Genomic DNA, 19,066 nt, shown 5'->3' with positions numbered 1-19,066 from the left:
ATTTATATTTCAGCCTTATTAATCCATTGTATAAATTGCGTAAACACCTCTTTATGTTTTTCTAATTTTATAGTATCTAAACTTTCATTTTCTCTATGTATGTTGCATTTACCGTCATTGGGACCAAAACCAATATAAATGCCACCCTCTGGTATATTAGAAACAAAAGGACATTTTGTGAATTTATTTAAGCTCCTATTATCAAAAATAGCGTCACCGTTATATATAACATTGTTTAATTCTGTTAAGTAAGAAGGCTGTTTTTTAGTCACTGGTAAATAAAAGATAACTGGTATTTCTCCTTTACCAACTCCTGTTTCTTCAACATATATTTTAGAACCAAATTCGGCAATATGTTTTGGTATCACTTCAAAAGGTGTTTTTCCTGCAACCTCTTCTTCACCTTGAATAATCCACAATATATTTGGTATTTCAAATCCTTTTTCTTTCATTTCCAAAAAGGCAAATATGCGGCATATAAGTATACCTTTATTATCTGCTATTCCTCTTGCATAGTACCGACCTTCAATTTCAGTTAGAACAAAAGGGTCTGTTTTCCATTTTTCTTTTTTATTTATTTTTTCAACGTCATAATGATTATACAATGTTACTTTTTTTGACGAATTAACATTAATATACTTAGCTATTATTACAGGTTGATTATAAGGACTATCGCCTTCTATCGATATTGTAAAACCTATTTTTTCTAATAAACCTTTAACTAAATTAATTCCTTCAAGGTTTGCTTCTCTATTATTAGCAATCGTCTTGATAGTTATAAACTTTTTTAACGTATTAATCATTTAACTAACTCTTTTGAATTTATAATCTCCTTATTTTCTTTATGATTAATTACTTTAGTCATGAAATTCTCCCAACCCTTAATTTCTAATGGGATTTCACCTAAATTAATTTTTGCTGTTAAACTCCTAAATTCTAAATCTAACATTTTAGGATAATTAAGCATTAAAAATGCTCTTTTAATCATGTTTATATATTTACGCTCTGTATATGGTTCAAATGACCTACCATAATCTATAAGCTTTAAATCCTTATCATTAATAACAATAAAATTTACAGGTTTAATATTTGAAAATATAAGCCCATTATTTTTACAGAATCTCAAAAAATAAATGAGTTGATCTTCCTCTACATAATCCATTGATTTAAAAGGATGATAAGGATATTTAATATAGTTACCATTTGTATTTTCTACAAGCTCTAAAGATTCTAACAAAGTACATTTAGAAAACACACACTTATTGTTTTTTAACAGTTCCCATTCATAATCTTTTATAGAATAAAATGATTTATACACAAACGTATAGTCCGTAAAAACGATGCCTTCAGATCCATCTCCTAGCAAGACTAAATCTGTATCTAACTCAAATGCCTCTTTAATTTTTTGTTTATTACTATCCGTTGTTTCTATATTTCTTTTAATTGAATCGGTATAAGACCATACTGTAGTCGCTAAAGATTCTATAAATTGCTTTAACAATATTTCGTTTTTTGAAACTTCAATAATATCGATAAAATATTTCTTTAAAACTAGGTCAGTAAATTGATTAGCATAAGCCCCTATAAAATTATAATCTTTGCCTAATATTTCTAGTAGTCCAGCTATTCTATAATAGTTCATTAAAAAACGAGACTTTCTTTTTATTATGGTCTTTTTATATTCTACTAAAAAAACATTAAAAAAGCCAGCTTCATTTAACCTTTCATAAATATCCTTTGGTCTATTAGGTTTCGTGTTCTGTTTTATTTCATCAATTGTTTTAATTATAGCCTTATTGAATGCATAACCTATAATATCATTAGCCGATTTATCAAGTTCGTGCTCTATTCTAAAATTTTGAATAGGTCTATTTTGATCAACACAAAACGTATGCTCCGCAATTTTTCTATTAGATACTGATTGATTTAAAAGCGCCCAAAACAAATCACCTCTTCGTACAAACTTATCATTTACTTCTAAATTCACCACAGGATAAAATCGCAGCAAATCCCTATTAAAAATCAAGGTATTAGGACCTCGATTACTAACAACTTCCGAATGATTAATCTCTTTTTTTTGTAAAACAGGCCTAGAAACTGATTTACCTGAAAAAATGTAAACGATATCTTTTTCTATATTGGAACCATAGTAAATAGGTGATTCAACATGTGTAAAATGCGAATCTGAAATATCATAATAATAATCCTTTAATTCTTTAAGATTATTAAAATCTAACTCTTCTTGGTTATTGGAATACAAACTGTAAACTAAATCTACCAATTGCACTCTAATAGATGATAAAAAAGGTAATGGTGGGTCTTTACTTACACTGCCTATTAAGGCATCATAATCATCTTTATAGTTATTGATAATAGAAAACAAATCTGTTTTTGAACCCTTATTATTCCCATGTGTATTAGAAAAAGTAATATCATCATCTATAACCCAATACACTGGATTTTTAAATGATATAGATTCTGTAAACAAATGATGTTGAAGTATTGTGCGACCAATAGGAATAGAGTTTATTTTATTAAACTTTTTAAAGTACGTGCCATAATAGCCTAATTTTAAATTAGTCTCCCAATCCGCTTTATGCACAATTACAAAGTCTATTTTAGATTTGACTAATTTTTTTTTTACATCATCAAACCCATCTAAAAATGATAGATTATCTATTATCAAAAGTTTATCTACTCTAATTGTTTTTTGTATAATAGAGTCAATAATTCTTTCTGCGATTTTTTTATCTCCGGCGATAAAGCCTACAATGAAGTCAAAATCTTTATGATCATTAAATAGTATATCTTGCCTATTGCCTAATTGCTGGTTTATATTAGAAACAACAATATCTTTTTCTTCAAATTCAAATACTCTTTTTGCTCTGCTAAAAAAACGTTGCTTATCTAGAGAAGTCATAATATGCTGATATTTATAGTAGAAATACCTATAACTCTCTTTTTTGAGTTCAAAATTGTTTGTCAAGCGCTGACGCGTATTTTCAACATGTAATGTTACGAGATGGTTTTCAAGAACTCTATATGTAGGCTTCAACTGAAATAACCTTACAAATACATCTCTATCTACTGTAGCTACCATTGCTTCGTCAAAACCACCTGCTCTCAATAGTGTTTTTAATCTTACAAAAGTATTAGAGCCACCAACGCCTGGATTGCCATATAAGAAATTATGAAAATCTAGTTGCTTAGGTAATTTTAAAAGAGACGCTATGTTTGAATCTTGTCTGATGAGGTTCGCAAAAACAATATCCTCATTGGTAGTATTTGAAGTCACTGCATCTAGATAATCTATATGCCATTCATCATCATCGTCAAGTGATGAAAAATAAACTGTATCAACAATATCGTTATTGCTAATAAAATATTCTATACCTGTATTTAAAGCTCCTGAATAATTATTTGTTCTTTCGTTTTTAATCCAAATGACATTATAAGCCTCACATATCTGTTGCTCTGTAAGATGATTTTTTTGTTGAGAATTAGAAACTACGATTACGAAGTTTGGTTTCCGAACTTGATTATGAATAGATTTGAGTGCTCTTTTTAATAATTTTACTCTATCATGAGTAACTACAACTGTAAAAACAACCATATACTTTTACATCTGTTTAATATATTTTTCAATATCCTCAATCGTCTTCACGGGAATTAATAAATCTTTCAATCTATGATCTAGATTTTTTCCTGCTAATTCCTTAGACCAGCCGCCAAATTCTGTGACACATAAAACTATTTTCTTTTTTTGCCATGCAAAAGCTAATTCGGACAATGTACCTGCTCCTCCTCCTGCTGCGATAATAATATCCGAGCTATTTATTAAAATCATATTCCGTGCTATTCCCATACCTGTTGGTATGGCTATATCTATAAATTCATTAGCGTCTTCAGCACTGTCTCCTTGCAGAACACCTATTGTTTGCCCGTCGAAAGTTTCTTTAGATGATTTTACTCCTTTACTAACAGCTTCCATAAAACCACCTGCGCCTCCATTTAAAAATACACGGCCTTTTTGCGCTATAACTTTGCCTAGGTTTTCTCCAAAATTATACAAATCATTCCCACAAACCGATTTATTAGGCCCTATTATTCCAATCTTTATCATCCAATAATTCTTCTTATATATAATTTACTCGCTATTAATATGACAAAAATTTTACACTTTTAAAATCTTAACCCACTTAAATCCTTTAAGTGCATTTCAATCTTGTTTAATTCAGAAGTAATTACCCAGTCATCCCATTAACAAACACCTGTACAAAATCTTTCATTTTATCCAAAATACGCTCCCCTATTCACGAGCCTTTAAATACTTGGTCTATTATCATGAAAAACACAAATCGAAACGCCATCGCAAGGTACGAAGTGATCTTTCTAAGTTGTGCTTTCTGAGATACTTCGTACCTGCAGTGACGATGGTATTTTTCAATTAATTACTAATCCTACCTTCCTTAATTTTGATTCTAAATTTTCTTCTAGATTTTCAACATCTGAGTCATTTAATTCAACTAAGGTAAAACCATTTTGCGCATACAATTCTAACTTTCTTTTTTTTCTAGCCAAATATTTTTTATCGTCTTCCATTCCCCAATATTCAATATATATTTTATTTTCAGGTAAATAAAAGTCACAATATAGTACCTCTTCTATATTTAATTTCTTTTCATAGGCGTGGACTATTCCATTCCTATAGAAGAAATTATCAATAAGTAGCTCTGCACGACTTCTCACATAATGTCCGTCCGAAGTTCGTTTTTCCGCAGGATATTTTTTCCTAATATCTATTAATTCTTTGTCTTTTTCGGCTATTTCACTATCGTTATCCTCTTGTGTGCCCTCGCCTATTCCAATGGTTCTAATTAAGTGTTTATTAGTAAGCACCTCATTATCCCATAGCACGAAGGGTACTCCATTTTTCAATTCCATTTGATGACCACCATTCTTAATTCCTGGTTTTGTTGTAATCCAGCCATCTCGATCTTTTTGAATCCAACCCAAATCCGAGAAGTACGAGTTCACTTTTCTGTTTGAGACATTAAAATGATCACCTATTTTGGTTGCATTTAATAAGTTATTGGAATCTACTTCCATTTCAATATTTAAATTGAATGGCCAAACAACATATTCGCCAAACTTTGGATTGTATTTAGTGTCACCTCCTGCAACACGACCATTTTTTGTTAATTGCCAAGAGTCGTCTTTTCTATAAATCCAACCTTTTGCTTTTAACTTTTTAAATAATTCTTTTGAATCTAATTGTCTTTCTTTAGCTAATGCTGAAGTAGATAAATATTTCATTTTTAGTTTTAATTTTTGGGGGTTTATTAAATTGTTATTATTGGTTTTAAACTTTATTCTATATTATTTCTTGTATTCGCCATACGCTTCATCGGATCAAAAAATGCTTGGTAAAATGCATCATCTTTTGCATACAAGCGATACAAGTCTAATTCTTGCTTTAATTGGCTGATAACCTCTGCGTTAATTTTAAACCTCTTTTAATCTCACTTGCTATTAAAAAACGTTAGGTGTTCACTGGTTAAAACTCGTGTTATGGTTTATACTATTGTATAACTTCATCTAGATTATCTCTGTTGATATTTATGTAATTAAAAAGCGCTTCTTCGTTGTTACTTAGTTGGTTTAAGAAGAAGGTTTTTGTTTTATGTTTTCTATGGTAATATTTTACAAATTGCGGATGCACTTTTTCACTATTTCAACCTATCTAAATGCTCTTTTAACACATAACCTCCTGTTTTAGGATAACCTAAGAAAACTATTAGATTTTCTTCTTTTAATAGTTTAAGATATCTTTCTGTTGTAGATACACCTTTACCTATTTGATTAGCTATTTCATTTGTATTTAATTCTGGGTTATTTCTTATAATACCAAGTACATCATTAAGTGTCTTATTTACTCCCTCATTTATATCTTTAAAAACTATATATTTTACTCCCTCATTTACTCCCTCATTTACTCCCTCATTTGAGTTTTTGTGTTTTACACCTTCAAAGATTACTTTAAATGTTTTATCTCCTTCTTCCCATTTAGGAGTTTTAAAACCATTTATCTTACAATCATTAATCATTCTCAATGTACCGCTACCTAACATTTCTATATAGCGTCTTGTAAAACATATTTGAGCAATATCTGGATTTCTAAGAATAGAATTATGCTCTTTTTTTAAATCTTTAATGGTAATCCCTTCTGGTAGTGTTCCATAATTAGAAATCTCAGTTCTATCAGCAAAAACATTAATTTGAAGAAAGCTATTTACAGAATTATAATCTCTATGCACTACAGCATTCATAAGAGCTTCTCTAATAGCTAACTGAGGATAATTGTGCCTCTCTGTTCTTAAATTATCTACAACTTCAATTGTTTTACCAAAAACGATATCAAGATAATCTAAAGCATCTTCAATATTTTCAAATATATTTCTATTTAATAATCGATCTCCTAAGAAAGTATCTCCTGTTTCACTTCCTGGAAATACAGTAATTCTAATTGGTGATTGTGGAATAAAACGTAAAGGTAAACTTGCAAACAAAAGCACACATGCATTGGTTAAATTATTATTTCTAACAAGTCCAGTTTGCACTAAAAAATCTTCATTGTCTAAAATAGTTGCTTTAGTGTATCTTTGTTTATATAAAACTATTGTTTTCTCTATCTCTGTTTGAGATAAATTATCTAATTCTGCTGCAAGTACAGTTCTACGTTCCCAATGAAAGTCTGCATTTTTGCGTTCAGCTATTAAATTTGTTATCGAATTAACATCAGAAACTTTGGTTGTAGCCTTTTCTCTTACATAAATAATATTCTTAAATTGATAAGGTTTGTTAGCACCTTCCCAAGTACTTATAAGAATAACATCTTTGTTTTTATAATTTATTATTTGAAAAGAAATTGGTGCTTCTGGTTTTATGCTTTCTAATAAGGTTTGCTGTAACGAGCTTAGCTTTCTTTCTGCATGTTCAATACCAATTACCTCTTTATCGTCATCTATACCAATAATTACATCTCCTCCTTCTGTATTAATAAAGCTTGTAACAATTTTAGCAATAGCAGCTTGAGACACATCAGCTTTAAACTCTAAGCGTGTACCTTCTTCTTTAGCAAGTAAATTTTTTACTATAAAGCTATTATTCATCTTCACTATCTTTAATTAAACTCTCTATAAATTCTTTATCGCCAAACTGTGCTTGTATATAGGTCATTGCTTCATCTAACCTATAAAATTCTTGTGCCCAATTACCATTCCTTAAAGCCACAGGCTCTCCATCTTTAATCACATGATTGTAAATATCAATAGAGCGTTCGTCAAAAAATCTGTTCTTTTTTATGATATAGCCTTTACCATCTTTACATTCAATTTTACCAAGCAACAATCTACTAAAAACCACATCTCTATGTACCAAAAACCAATACGGTTTACCTAGTTTTATTGCTGTTTTAATTTCTTCAAAAGTTATATTTAAATCGTCAATGTTACCTGTACCATAATAAGGCCTAATAATACCAACAAAAAAATCACATTCTTCGACTGCTTTTAAACAATTATCTAGGTTAGAAAGATTTGGGTTAACTTTTACTGTACCATGATGAGAATTAATTACATCGTATTTTAAAGTAGATAATTGAGCAACAATAGCAGAAAGCTCATTTTCAAATCCATAAACGGTTGAGGCTATCATTACTTTTATCTTTTGTTTCTTTTTAGCCATACTTTATTTTTACTATAACTTTTTTCCCTCCTCCGCAACCATACCCAACTGTTCTTTAGCCTCACCAACAGTAACCTGCCCATTCATAAGCATAGGTAATAACCAATCCCTAAGGTCTGAGAGTTGTTCAATTTGAAATATTTCCATTCTCATAATTATATACAGCCGAACTAAACATTTCTAAAACCTCACTTAGCTTAGATGAAAATTCTTTTTGAAAATTACCATAAGCGATATTATATAAAGTCTCAATCTCTCCCAAATCTCTATACTCTCGCCAAAAACTATTACATAACCACCAATTATTAGGTGGATTAGGTTTATCCATAACAAGTCTTGCTTCTTTTGCAATAATATCGTGAACAGGTTGGTTTTCTGGATTTTCAGTTACAAATGAAAGTCCATAATATAAATCTCTATTAAATGAGTTATGAAACTGTACAGACAATTTTAAGCCATATTTTTGTAAATCGCTATTAGTAAAGAAAAAACCACTATATCGCTCTCTTTTTTCTATGAGACTTTTATATAAATTCTTAAATGTCAAATTATTCTTATTAGCAAAATCTTCAAAAAACGGAATTAAGTGTTTACATGCAATATCAAAGTAAATCTCATTATCATTTTCTGATTTACGCAATGCTAAATATGCTTCAAAACTATCTTTGCTTTTGGTAATTTTTTCGGCTATTTCTTTACTCATTTTACTATTTATATTTTGATGTGTTAGCTTTTTGACCAAATTTAGATACTGAACAATACTTTCTCTAACTATAGGGACCGTTGCACATTTCTCTATACAAACCTGTAGCCATTCTGTTATATCTTTTCGATAAGAAATTGGTTGATATTCTATATTTCTGATTTCTAAATCCTTATGGTCATCACTTAATTTTCCATTTAAAGTCAAAAACATTAAGTGCCCATCATTCTGAAAATTATAATATCTCAAAAGTTGATTTTCTTGCTCCTTTGCGTAAATCTTATTTTCAATTTTGATCACTTTGTTATTATCAGAGCGAATAAGTATATCTATATTACCTCCTAAATCTTTATCCTTATTAATAATACCTGTGTAGTATTCTATATGAGATGTAGCATTTTGAGTTTCGAAATCTTTAATACCCAGTTTATCTAAAAAAGAATCTAGAAATAATGTACCTTGTTGATGAGAACCTTGCGGATCTAATAATTCTGAAATAAACTTAGAATGCAATCTCACCTCATCACTTTCTTTTCTAAGTAAGGTGAATAAATTGAAATTTTGTCCAGACATTTTATTTATCCTAGAATAACTATTTACAATAGTCTGTACTTCTGAAAGTAAAATGTAAGTATAATTCATCTACAAATTAATTATAAGTTTCTCCTTCTTCTGCAACCCTACCCAAATCAGTTTTGGTATTTACTTTATAAGATTGCTTTACTTTGGCAAGATTCCCTTCTGTATGAGAATGTGCTACGCGCACCTGCCCATTCATTAACATAGGCAACAACCAATCCCTAAGCTCTGAGAGTTTTTGATTTTGTTTTAAGTTTGTTTGAATTTGTGAGTGAATTGGTTTTGCCTTATTGTAAAACTGCTCCATAATTATAGAGTCAGGATTGGCCACTTGATAGTTAGTAACAAACGATTCAAATAATAAATTTTTTATCCCACTTGTTTTTCCTTCCCATCCAAATAAAACGTCTGCATCATATAATCTATTCCATAGATAAGCGAAATTATATAGTGCTTTTTCATCTTTTAATGTTACAGCTTTACAAAAGTTAGAACAGATTAAAGGGTTTTCAAATCGCTCTAAAGTTTCTTTTGTTATGAAAGCCATTCTACCTGTTGATTGAGTTGGACTTCCTCCAGAAATTTCAATTATAAAATCTCCTATTTCTAATAATTTGTGACTGTTTTTTTCTAATACAAAACGTGTTGGACTTTTAACAACTCCTTTACCGTTTAGTCCATTTAAATCTGCACCACGAATACAAGACACTTTGTTTATATAATTACCTTGTTCTTCTGCTTTTCCCCAATCTCCACTTTTATCATTTTTAATCCATGTAGACAAAGCATCAACTTCCCAACCCTCAGGAATTTCACGTTTTAATTCCTCATTAAAAACCATTTTACCACCAGACGATTTATAAGGCTTACCATTAGCATCTGGAAAATCAAACTGTACAAACCAATAATCGTACAGCGTTTTTACCATAGCTTCTAACTCTTGGTTTATTTTGTTGTTGACTTCTATTTTGGCGTCTATATTGGAAAGGACTTTGGCTATTTGTTTTTGAATTTCAATTTCTGGAATATCAAAAGTCAATGAACCTAAATCATTAGAAGAAATTGAAGGATAAGAAGACACACTATTTTGAGCAATTGAATGTAAATACTCAGTAAGGTGGTTTTGAGTTAACATATAATATAAATACTTTGGATAAACATTTTCATTATCCACATCAATTGTTGTGAATCCTGTTGATACAGCGACATCTTCTATTTCATTTTCAATAATCCCATAGTGCTCTTGATTAGGTCTTACAGTTGAATACAGAATAGTGTTTATTTGTACTTTTCTTTGCGCTCGACTAGGTACTTTATCTTTAGATGTATTAAATTCTTGTAAGGATTCTATTTTGTTTTTAGTTAGGCTTCCAGTATCTAAATAATATAGAGTTTTAGGAATTTCACTTTTTTTATAAGTCTCTTTATTTAGAATCGCAATTTCATTTATTTGGATAGTTTTACTCATACCTTAAACTCTTCAAATTATCCTGAATCTCATTTTCCAAATCTCTACTTTCAGTAAAAAGTGTTTCTAAATTACTTTCAAAACTGTCCATTTTACTAGCAAACTCTTCCGCAGTAATATCTATATATTCAATTTTAACTTCAAAGTATTGTCCTGCACTTAAGCTATAGTTTTTAGCTTTTATTTCTTCATAACTCACCACTACAGAAAAATCGTCTTTGGCTTCTTTTTTGGTAAATGTGTCTATAATTTGGTCTTCTTCTACATCAATTAATTCTGTTTTTTGGTTTTTACCTTCTTTAACTGTTGTCCCTAAATTTGAGGCATCAATTAAAACCACATCCTCTTTATTTGCTGCATCCATAAACACAATCGAAACGTTAGTTCCTGTTGTTGCAAAAATATTAGAAGGCATACTTACCACACCTGCTAACATCTTGCCATCCACTATTTTTTGGCGTATTTTTTTATCTACACCAGATTGTGCGGTTATAAAACCAGTTGGCACTACAATAGCAGCCTTACCAGTTCCTGCTCGCATAGAATGGATAATGTGTTGCAAAAACAAGGTGTAAATTGCCATTTTATCCTTTGCTTTTTTTGGCACATTTGGTATGCCTGCAAAAAAGCGGGTTTTATTTTCCTTTTTATTTAGTGTATCTACATCATCACTAAAATCTAACTTAAATGGAGGATTGGATACGATATAGTCAAACTGTCTTAATTTATTATCCTTTTTATGGTAAGGATCTGTCATGGTGTTACCTTGTATCACATTTTCTATACTATGTACCAAGTTGTTTAACACTAAGTTTAAACGTAATAAATTAGACGATTTTTGTGATATATCCTGTGAATATACCGTGCATTTATCTGCCCCAATTGCGTGTGCTAAATTCATTAAAAGCGTACCAGATCCTGCACTAGGATCGTAAATTGTAACATTGCTTGTTGGTTCTGGCACTAATATATTGGCTATAATTTTAGAAACTGCGTGTGGTGTATAATACTCTGCGTATTTTCCGCCAGCATCAGAGTTGTAATCTTTTATTAAATACTCAAAAATGGTTGAGAAAAAGTCAAAACCTTCTCCCATAATATTTTCAAAATTAAAAATCACCAACTTATTTAATAAAGCTACTGCAAAACCATCGCGTTTACTACTTACATATTCTGTAAGACGATCAAACAATTGTATTTTTTGTCCATCTTCAGTCTTTACAGCAAATAAATCGTTGTTTAAAACTGCGATATCTATTAAGGTATCATCTACCAATTTGGCAAAATCGGGTTCGTTTTGTCTTTCAAACAAATACCCAATCAAATGATGCGGTTTTAAAAACGCTGTGGCTTCGCCTAACTGAAATTGCAACATGTTATAGTCGCTGTCTTTCATGTTAGCCAATTCTGCTTCCCAATGGTCATTATTTGCCAATTCTGGCTTTAATTGTTTAATCTCGTAAGCAAACTTGTCGTTTAAAAACTTATATAAAAATATTTGACTAATAATTTTAAATTCGTTTCCGTCGTTTCCTAAACCATAACTTGCACATACAGCTTTAAGCTCGTCTATAAGTGCTTTTGTTCTGGTTACAAAGGGTTGCTTATTTATATCTTCTTTTGTCATTGTTTTTTTAAGCGGATTTTCCGTGATATTCGTTTAGATATTCTTCTACAATAAGGTCGCGTATAAATTCTACGGTTTCAAAATCCATAGGTGTGTCTATGGTTTTTTGAAACTCATTAAATACTAATTTAGCAACCACACGTGCAAAATAGCTTTCGTTATGTAAGCTATCGCTACGGTCTAATACAGCAATATCTGTTTGTTGTTTTATGTTTTGTAAAGCTTCTATAATAGCAGTTTTTAATTTAGAAGGTCTGCCAGCTTCTAGTAATCTTTTTTGAACGCGAGCATATTTAGGGTCGCCTTTATATTTATCTTTTAATAACTCATTACGTCGGTTTAATTCTTTAATTTTTTCATGTATTGTTTTTAGTGAAGTAATATTGTTTTGCATCTCTTCTTGAGACACTTCGTTTAAATTTTTATTATCAAATAAACGACGAAGTTCTTCATACAAACTAATCCATTCTGGATCTTTAGGGTCAAAATTACCACCTAAAGCTTCTCTGGTTTTCTTTAAGATTTCTTTAAGTTCTCCTGCAAGAATTAATTCGTTTTCGCCAATTTTTCTAAAACCAAACACAATATCCTCTAAAGCCATGTTTAGCAGATTACCAACCTCTTCATTTTGCTCTAAGGCTTCTTTGGCATTAATTAATGCTAAGTGATTGGTAGCTTCAATACGAAGTTCTCCTAATTTTCTAAAATCAATACTATCCAACAACTCATATTCACCAACTAAACGAATAATGTTATATAATGAACGTGCATCTTCCAATGCTTTTTTAATACGTTGCATTTCGACTTGATCGCTAATTTGTGAAATTTGAGAAGAGAAGTTTTCTGCATTTTTTAAATCAAAATCTGCTAGCGCTTCTTTAATGTCTCGTATGGTCGTTTCCATTTCTTCACGAGACATGAATAGGTTGGAATAACTTTCCATTTCATCGCCTAAAACCTCTTGAAGCTCTTCAAAATAAGCCTTGTTAGTTTTGTCAAATTCTTTTGAAATGTCTGCAAAATCTACAACATGACCATATTTGTAATTTTTGTATTTGCGGTTTACACGGGTTAAGGCTTGTAATAAATTATGCGCTTTTATAACACGTCCTAAATAGATTTTCTTTAAACGTTTGGCATCAAAACCAGTAAGTAACATATTGTAAACAAATAGGATATCTATTTTACCTGCTTTAAAATCGTCACGCCAAGTCCCAAGTTCTTCTTTACTACCAGAGTCGTATAATATCAATGCTGCTTTTTTAACGCGAAACTCTTCTTTACGTAGTTTGATGTATTCAGAACTAGGTTCTGCTGCCATGCCAAGTGTTTCGGTTTCGGTTTCGGTATTGGCATATACTTTATTGAAAACACTAAATAACTCTTGCGCTTGTTCGCTACTATCACAAATCACCAATGCACCAATAGTTTCATCGTCATAGTGTTGTCTAAAACGTTGAAAGTCTTCAACAATATAATCTAACATTGGCGCAACAAATGAAGGATGCGCATATACTTGCTTTTTATTGGCATCACCTTTTTTAATATCTAAATCGTCAAGTATTTTTTTGAATTTTACTTTGTACTCCGTTTCAATTTCCTCACGAATTAGTTTTAAGGTGTAGCCATCTGCAATGGATTTGTTGTAATAATATTTATGAATATAATTACCAAATAGGTGCTTAGATTTTAAACTATCACCAATTAGTGGTGTTCCTGTTAAACCAATTTTTATAGCATTACGATCAGATTCTTCCAAATTAGCTAAAAAGCTACCTTCGGGATCATAACTTCTATGGACTTCATCTAAAAAGTAGACACGCTGAATGTTTAGATTATAATCTGTTGTATTGCTTACATCTTTATCCTCCTGAAATTTTTGAATATTAACTACTGTAATTTCCCGTTTCCCTTTATCATTATTAATAGCTGTTGTTTTCTTCAAATCTGCTACAAAAGCTTGACGCGAATTAACTGTGTGCACTTTAAGTCCACGTGCTGTAAATTCATCTCTAGCTTGGGTTAACAAATCCAAACGATCTACTATAAAATAGAATTTTGGGATGATGTTTTGTTTCTGATAATAATCCGTTAAAAAATGGGTGTTATAATAGGCAAGTGCTGTTTTACCACTTCCTTGAGTATGCCATATAATACCTTTGCGAACACCTTGATCTAGTTTTTCTTCAATTGCTTTTGTTGCAAACAATTGCGGATAACGCATTATGTGTTTTTCTAATCCATTTGTCTCTTTTACATAAGCTAAAGCGTATTGTAAAATAAATTTCAATCGCTCTTTGGAAAGCATTGAAGTTATTATGCGATTAGTAGGTTTGTTAGGGTCTTTGTTTGTAATGTATTCCGCACTATTTTTTATAGATTGATAATTGGTGTCTTTTAATAAAAAGTCTTCCACATCAGTATCTAAGGGATTTAACACTTTTGAAAAATTAAACCCAATTTCTTCTCTAAAATAATTGAAAATTGGTTTATGATATGATGCTGACGCATAATAAGCGCCTTGCCAAGGTTCAATCTCGTTATCATCATATTCCATATTATTAGAAAAGATCATAAACTGCGTTAAATTGATAAACTTTCTAAACTTTTTATTTTGAAAACGTGAGTTAATACGCGTGCGCTCGGCTATAACACCATTGCGATTGTTAGGTTTTTTAACTTCAATAAACACTAAAGGTATTCCATTCACCAACGCTATCACATCTGGTCTGAAGTTATCCTCTCCATTTTTGTAGGTTAGCTCAGTAACTACATTAAAGGTATTATTTTCAAAATTTTCGAAATCTATTAGCCTTGTTCCTGACCGCTTTGTTAGCAATTCGAAAAAAGCTTTTCCTAAATCCTCGTTTTCTAGCGCTAAACTTATATCTTGATACAATCGGTTTATTTCTTCTTCTGAAATACCATTATTAATCTTAGCAATAGCTGCTTTGAATATATCAGTAAAGATATTAGTGTCTAAATCCCATTGCGCATCTTTTAAAGACAGGTAACCATACCCTAATTGAGTTAGGTGTAAAATTGCAGGTAATTTGACTCTTGAGTCTTCGTTAAATGTCATAAATAGTAGTGCTTATGTTTCAAACATAAGTAAATTGATTAAAAATCAATATGAATTACAAGAAATTAATTAAGGGAGTTTAAAGATAAAAAAAGCCACTAGCTTACCAAGCTAAATGGTCTATAAAAATAAGATTCCTATTTTTGTTACACGCCTATCGTTTTTTAACTAGAGGCAACAATATAAGTATTAGCATTGAACAACTGATACTTATGCTCAATAGACGCATATTTCGTTATTGAGAAAACAGGTGAAGTTCGCGATTCACCTCAAGAATGTGGACCTGTTTAACTAAAGCCCTTACCCTATCACTATTTTGTTGTAAGGCTAAGGCTTTAGTTTTTTTATTGTGCTGACCCTTTCTTATAATAATCGCTTCGGGAAAATAGCTTTAGGGCACATAGCAGCCATTAAGATTTCCTAATCAAATAAAACTAGATTTTTTTACTCTTTCCCATAGCATAGTCGGGTCATAAGCGTGTCATAAGCGGGTTAGCTATGGATTATTCTTACAAGTAAGACAAAAAAGCCTTCGATAATACATACCGAAGGCTTTTAGTTAGGGTTTAGTAACGTGTTTAGTTCGCGATTAAGTTATAAGAGGTCACTAAGAATTGTTCATCAGAAGCAGACAATTTTCTGACGTATATTTCTATATAATCATCCTTCTCCACATTAACGGTTCCAATAATTGAAGCCGATTGTCTGGCATTGGTTTGAATCACATCCACTATAGTTTCTGTTCCTGTCACTTTAGTTCCGTTTTTATAGATAGAGAATCCTAATCGGGTGCCAGCAGTCGCGGTGAATGAGGTTGTCGCAAAAATATCTATAGAGCGTCTTGTTTCACCCTCATATACAATACGGTTTTCACTATTTACGCCAGTACCTTCTGCCATTCTAAAAAGTCTGATCGCCTCTGTATCCACTGGAAGTTTAAACGGTGTTGAATTGGTAATGTTAACTACTGGCGCTGGACTAGACTCATCATAGTATAAGTTACCAGAGCTGGCGTCATCATTTTCCCTTGGGATACCAGGTGCACTTACAGACCAATCATTATTGAAATTATAATCGAGATAAGCTCCTGTGGTATAGCCTTTAATATAGCCTGAAGGTGATGTTGTGGTGCCTGCAAACACTGTTCCTTGCACAATTCCAGTTCCAACGTTAATACTACCACTACTGACATCAATGGCCACATCAGACCCATTTACCGTAAAAAAACCACCAGCCTTTTCTATTAACCCGAAGTTACCGGAATAGGTTTCAAAAGTACCATTATTACTACTAAACCAAGCTTGATTATCCAATAACAAATGACCAATGTCAGAGTACGTTATTCCATTCGTATTGTTTATAAATTGAATGACATTACCGAAAACTATGCCTAAGCCTGAAACGCTTCCTACACTTGAGGTCATCCCATCGATAACCACATTTTGAACTAAAAGCGCTGAAGAGGTTGCTAATCCTGGACCTGTAATTTCAAAAGCCTTCGTGCCATTTAAGGTCACGTTTCTAACACCGCCACCTGCACTGCCTTTAAAAACAACACCCGTTGCGTAGAGCACATCTTCAAACGAATCTAACCCAGAAATATAGGCGTTATTTAAATCGATAGGAGCAGTTAAGGTAATGGTTCCATTGATTTCATAATAGGTGTTTTCATCCAATTGATAACTAGTTCCGCCTCCTGCAGTTAATTCTGGAGCTAAATCGTCGGCAGATTTTACGAGTTTGTAATTATTTCTTTTAATGGCGTTGTTATTCGCTAATTCTATCCAAGTACTGTTTGTTGAATTATAAAAATAAAAAGCATCCAAGTCGGTGTCAAAAACCAATAGGCTTTCTGCAGGACTAGCAATGGCTTCGCGTTCTAAGGTGGTCATGCGCGGTGCTAACAAACCTTTAGAGTTCGAATTTAAATCCAAAAGCGACGACGCATCTGGTTGATCTGTACCGATTCCTACTTGTGCTGTGGATAATCCGGTAATGCTAAGTAATAAACTAAAAAGTAATGTTTTAAAATGTCTCATAATTTAGGGTTGTGAGGTTAATGTATTTTTGGGGTCTATGAATAGTGTTCATCTTGAAGATGATTGTTTTTATTATGATGTTGAGTGCTCAATAATGGTTTATGTGCCTTTAAAAGGGTTCTTAAACAAGAACAGACTTAGTGCTTTTGTTTTTAGCAGCATTAAACCACAGTTTTGAGAACTTATGATCAAATGGCTATTTGTAAAGTGAATTAAAACTTATTTAATAACCACTTTTTTGGTTTGCTGTTGCACTTTATTATTTAACTTAACTACGTAGATGCCTTGGCTTAAACGCGCCGCATCTATGGTGTTTCTATTTGAGGCTTCTTTTAAGGTGGAAGAAAGCACCAAACGCCCTTGAATGTCGTAAACCGAGACTTCTGTATCTGCTAAAAGTAGGCCATTGATGAAAAGCGTCTGTGCGCTTGCAGAGATTTGCACGTTTTCCCTATGGAGGTCTGTCGTTGATAGTGACGTGTTTTCAAATCTGAGATAAAAGCGTCCAGTACCGGAAATAGCGTTATTAGCGGTAAATGAATTGGCATTCAATAAGGTAAAGGTGTTGGTTTGGGCATCTTCTAAATAAACCTCAACCTCAGAGGGTAATGTAGAGGCTTCAATACTGAATGTAATTTGCTGTCCTTGGCCTGCTTTTACGCCTAGTGGAATACTCATGTCGTTTTGCGTTTGAAGTCCTAGACTTTGAATCGCCATTTTTTTGCCTTGGTTAGCTTCCACCAAATGAGAATAAACCATCAAATTATAACCATTGCCGTAAAGCATGGCATCGTATCCAGGATCTAATCCAGAAGTTGAATTCGCATTAAAGTAAATTTCTGTGGCAAAATCTTCCGTACCATTTTCAACTTGAAGGCGTAACATTTGATTTTGATCGGTAGTTCTACCTAATATAAAATCATCCGTTCCATCAAAACTTCTCATTGTTGTAGTAAAGCTGACTTGATTTGTGGGTTCAACAGGATCATTTGCGACTAAGAAGCCCTGACCTGGCGCAATGTTGATGTCTGTATTTGTTAGTGCATTAATAATGGTAAAGTTACCGAAGGTTCCAGCACCTGTATCGGTATTAGTGCCGCTATTATAAGCATAAATGGCTTGTGCACTAGGGTCTAAAACTGCAGCATTTGCAGATAGGAAAGCTTGAGAATCTATATAGGTTGGGTAAGGATTACCAACGGAGTTCCATCGGTTATTATTTGTAGATATGTCAACCGTTTCTGATACCGTAGATACGGTGCCCGTAAATCTCACGGTCTGTCCACTATAACTTGCAGCCCTGTAACCTACGGCTCTTTTAAGTATAACACCACCATCTGTCGCGGTATTATAATTGGTGTAGGATTGGTTCGTATTGTTATAAGGACCAAAAGCAAATAGCGTTGGGATCGATGGTGCATTTGGAATAATAGCCGAATTAGCGTTTGTACCATCGGTATATGTTAAAAAATCAGCAAAGGTAGCGTCTGCTGTGGTCTTTACGGGTAAAGAAATTAAATCATTTCCATTTTGGGTAGACGAACCGATCATATTAACATAACGGTCATAATTCACAACGGTAGAAGCCTCTAAATCGTCATTTAGAAACAAGCATGCAAAGCGGTCTGATGTGGATTTAAGGTTGACTTCTGATGCAGAAAGTGTGGTGCCCGATGACACGATAACTGAAGTTCCCGCACTTATATGCATCGTACGAGATGGGTCTTGTGCTTTTGCCATATAACAAAAAGCCACAGCAAATGCTGTAAGGTAAAATAGTTTCATTTTTAGTAGTTTTGGGATTACAAAAAAACAGAACTAA

Annotated in this window: 13 protein-coding genes; all 13 read right to left on the bottom strand. The window is 32.1% G+C overall.

Going from position 1 to position 19,066, the window contains the following annotated elements; genetic code table 11:
- Positions 1–2: 2 nt before the first annotated feature.
- Positions 3–803: a M20/M25/M40 family metallo-hydrolase gene (locus tag HM987_RS06890; RefSeq protein ID WP_179006455.1), complete on the bottom strand. Its 801-nt coding sequence runs from the start codon at positions 801–803 to the stop codon at positions 3–5.
- Positions 800–3,613, bottom strand: coding sequence for a glycosyltransferase (locus HM987_RS06885; protein ID WP_179006454.1), 2,814 nt, complete (start codon positions 3,611–3,613; stop codon positions 800–802). Before HM987_RS06885 ends, HM987_RS06890 begins: the two co-directional genes overlap by 4 nt.
- A 6-nt stretch (positions 3,614–3,619) precedes the next feature.
- Positions 3,620–4,123: a TIGR00725 family protein gene (locus HM987_RS06880; RefSeq protein ID WP_179006453.1), complete on the bottom strand. Its 504-nt coding sequence runs from the start codon at positions 4,121–4,123 to the stop codon at positions 3,620–3,622.
- Between the two features lie 320 nt (positions 4,124–4,443).
- The gene (locus tag HM987_RS06875) at positions 4,444–5,316 is read right to left on the bottom strand and encodes a hypothetical protein (RefSeq protein ID WP_229724638.1); all 873 of its coding nucleotides are present in this window, start codon (positions 5,314–5,316) and stop codon (positions 4,444–4,446) included.
- Positions 5,317–5,729: 413 nt separating this feature from the next.
- Positions 5,730–7,172 carry an ATP-binding protein gene (locus HM987_RS06870; protein ID WP_179006452.1) on the bottom strand — a complete coding sequence of 481 codons (1,443 nt, stop codon included), beginning with the start codon at positions 7,170–7,172 and terminating at the stop codon, positions 5,730–5,732.
- Positions 7,165–7,746: a DUF4062 domain-containing protein gene (locus HM987_RS06865; RefSeq protein ID WP_179006451.1), complete on the bottom strand. Its 582-nt coding sequence runs from the start codon at positions 7,744–7,746 to the stop codon at positions 7,165–7,167. The genes HM987_RS06870 and HM987_RS06865 overlap by 8 nt, the downstream gene beginning before the upstream one ends.
- Before the next feature lie 12 nt (positions 7,747–7,758).
- On the bottom strand, positions 7,759–7,899 hold the full coding sequence (locus HM987_RS06860) for a hypothetical protein (protein ID WP_179006450.1): 141 nt from the start codon (positions 7,897–7,899) through the stop codon (positions 7,759–7,761).
- Positions 7,874–9,091, bottom strand: coding sequence for a PDDEXK-like family protein (locus tag HM987_RS06855; protein WP_179006449.1), 1,218 nt, complete (start codon positions 9,089–9,091; stop codon positions 7,874–7,876). The genes HM987_RS06860 and HM987_RS06855 overlap by 26 nt, the downstream gene beginning before the upstream one ends.
- A 7-nt stretch (positions 9,092–9,098) precedes the next feature.
- Positions 9,099–10,496 carry a restriction endonuclease subunit S gene (locus HM987_RS06850; RefSeq protein WP_179006448.1) on the bottom strand — a complete coding sequence of 466 codons (1,398 nt, stop codon included), beginning with the start codon at positions 10,494–10,496 and terminating at the stop codon, positions 9,099–9,101.
- Positions 10,489–12,123, bottom strand: a complete 1,635-nt coding sequence (locus tag HM987_RS06845; protein WP_179006446.1) for an HsdM family class I SAM-dependent methyltransferase — start codon at positions 12,121–12,123, stop codon at positions 10,489–10,491. The genes HM987_RS06850 and HM987_RS06845 overlap by 8 nt, the downstream gene beginning before the upstream one ends.
- Before the next feature lie 7 nt (positions 12,124–12,130).
- Positions 12,131–15,205: a type I restriction endonuclease subunit R gene (locus HM987_RS06840; protein WP_179006444.1), complete on the bottom strand. Its 3,075-nt coding sequence runs from the start codon at positions 15,203–15,205 to the stop codon at positions 12,131–12,133.
- A gap of 578 nt (positions 15,206–15,783) precedes the next feature.
- Complete coding sequence (locus tag HM987_RS06835; RefSeq protein ID WP_179006442.1) at positions 15,784–17,244, bottom strand: hypothetical protein; 1,461 nt, start codon at positions 17,242–17,244, stop codon at positions 15,784–15,786.
- Between the two features lie 219 nt (positions 17,245–17,463).
- Positions 17,464–19,029 carry a T9SS type A sorting domain-containing protein gene (locus tag HM987_RS06830; protein WP_179006440.1) on the bottom strand — a complete coding sequence of 522 codons (1,566 nt, stop codon included), beginning with the start codon at positions 19,027–19,029 and terminating at the stop codon, positions 17,464–17,466.
- Positions 19,030–19,066: the final 37 nt, after the last annotated feature.

It is taken from the genome of Winogradskyella forsetii (genome assembly GCF_013394595.1).
In the GTDB taxonomy this organism is placed as follows: domain Bacteria; phylum Bacteroidota; class Bacteroidia; order Flavobacteriales; family Flavobacteriaceae; genus Winogradskyella; species Winogradskyella forsetii.
The sequence above is the reverse complement of the archived record's forward strand: the minus strand, read 5'-3'. Positions and strand labels throughout refer to the sequence as shown.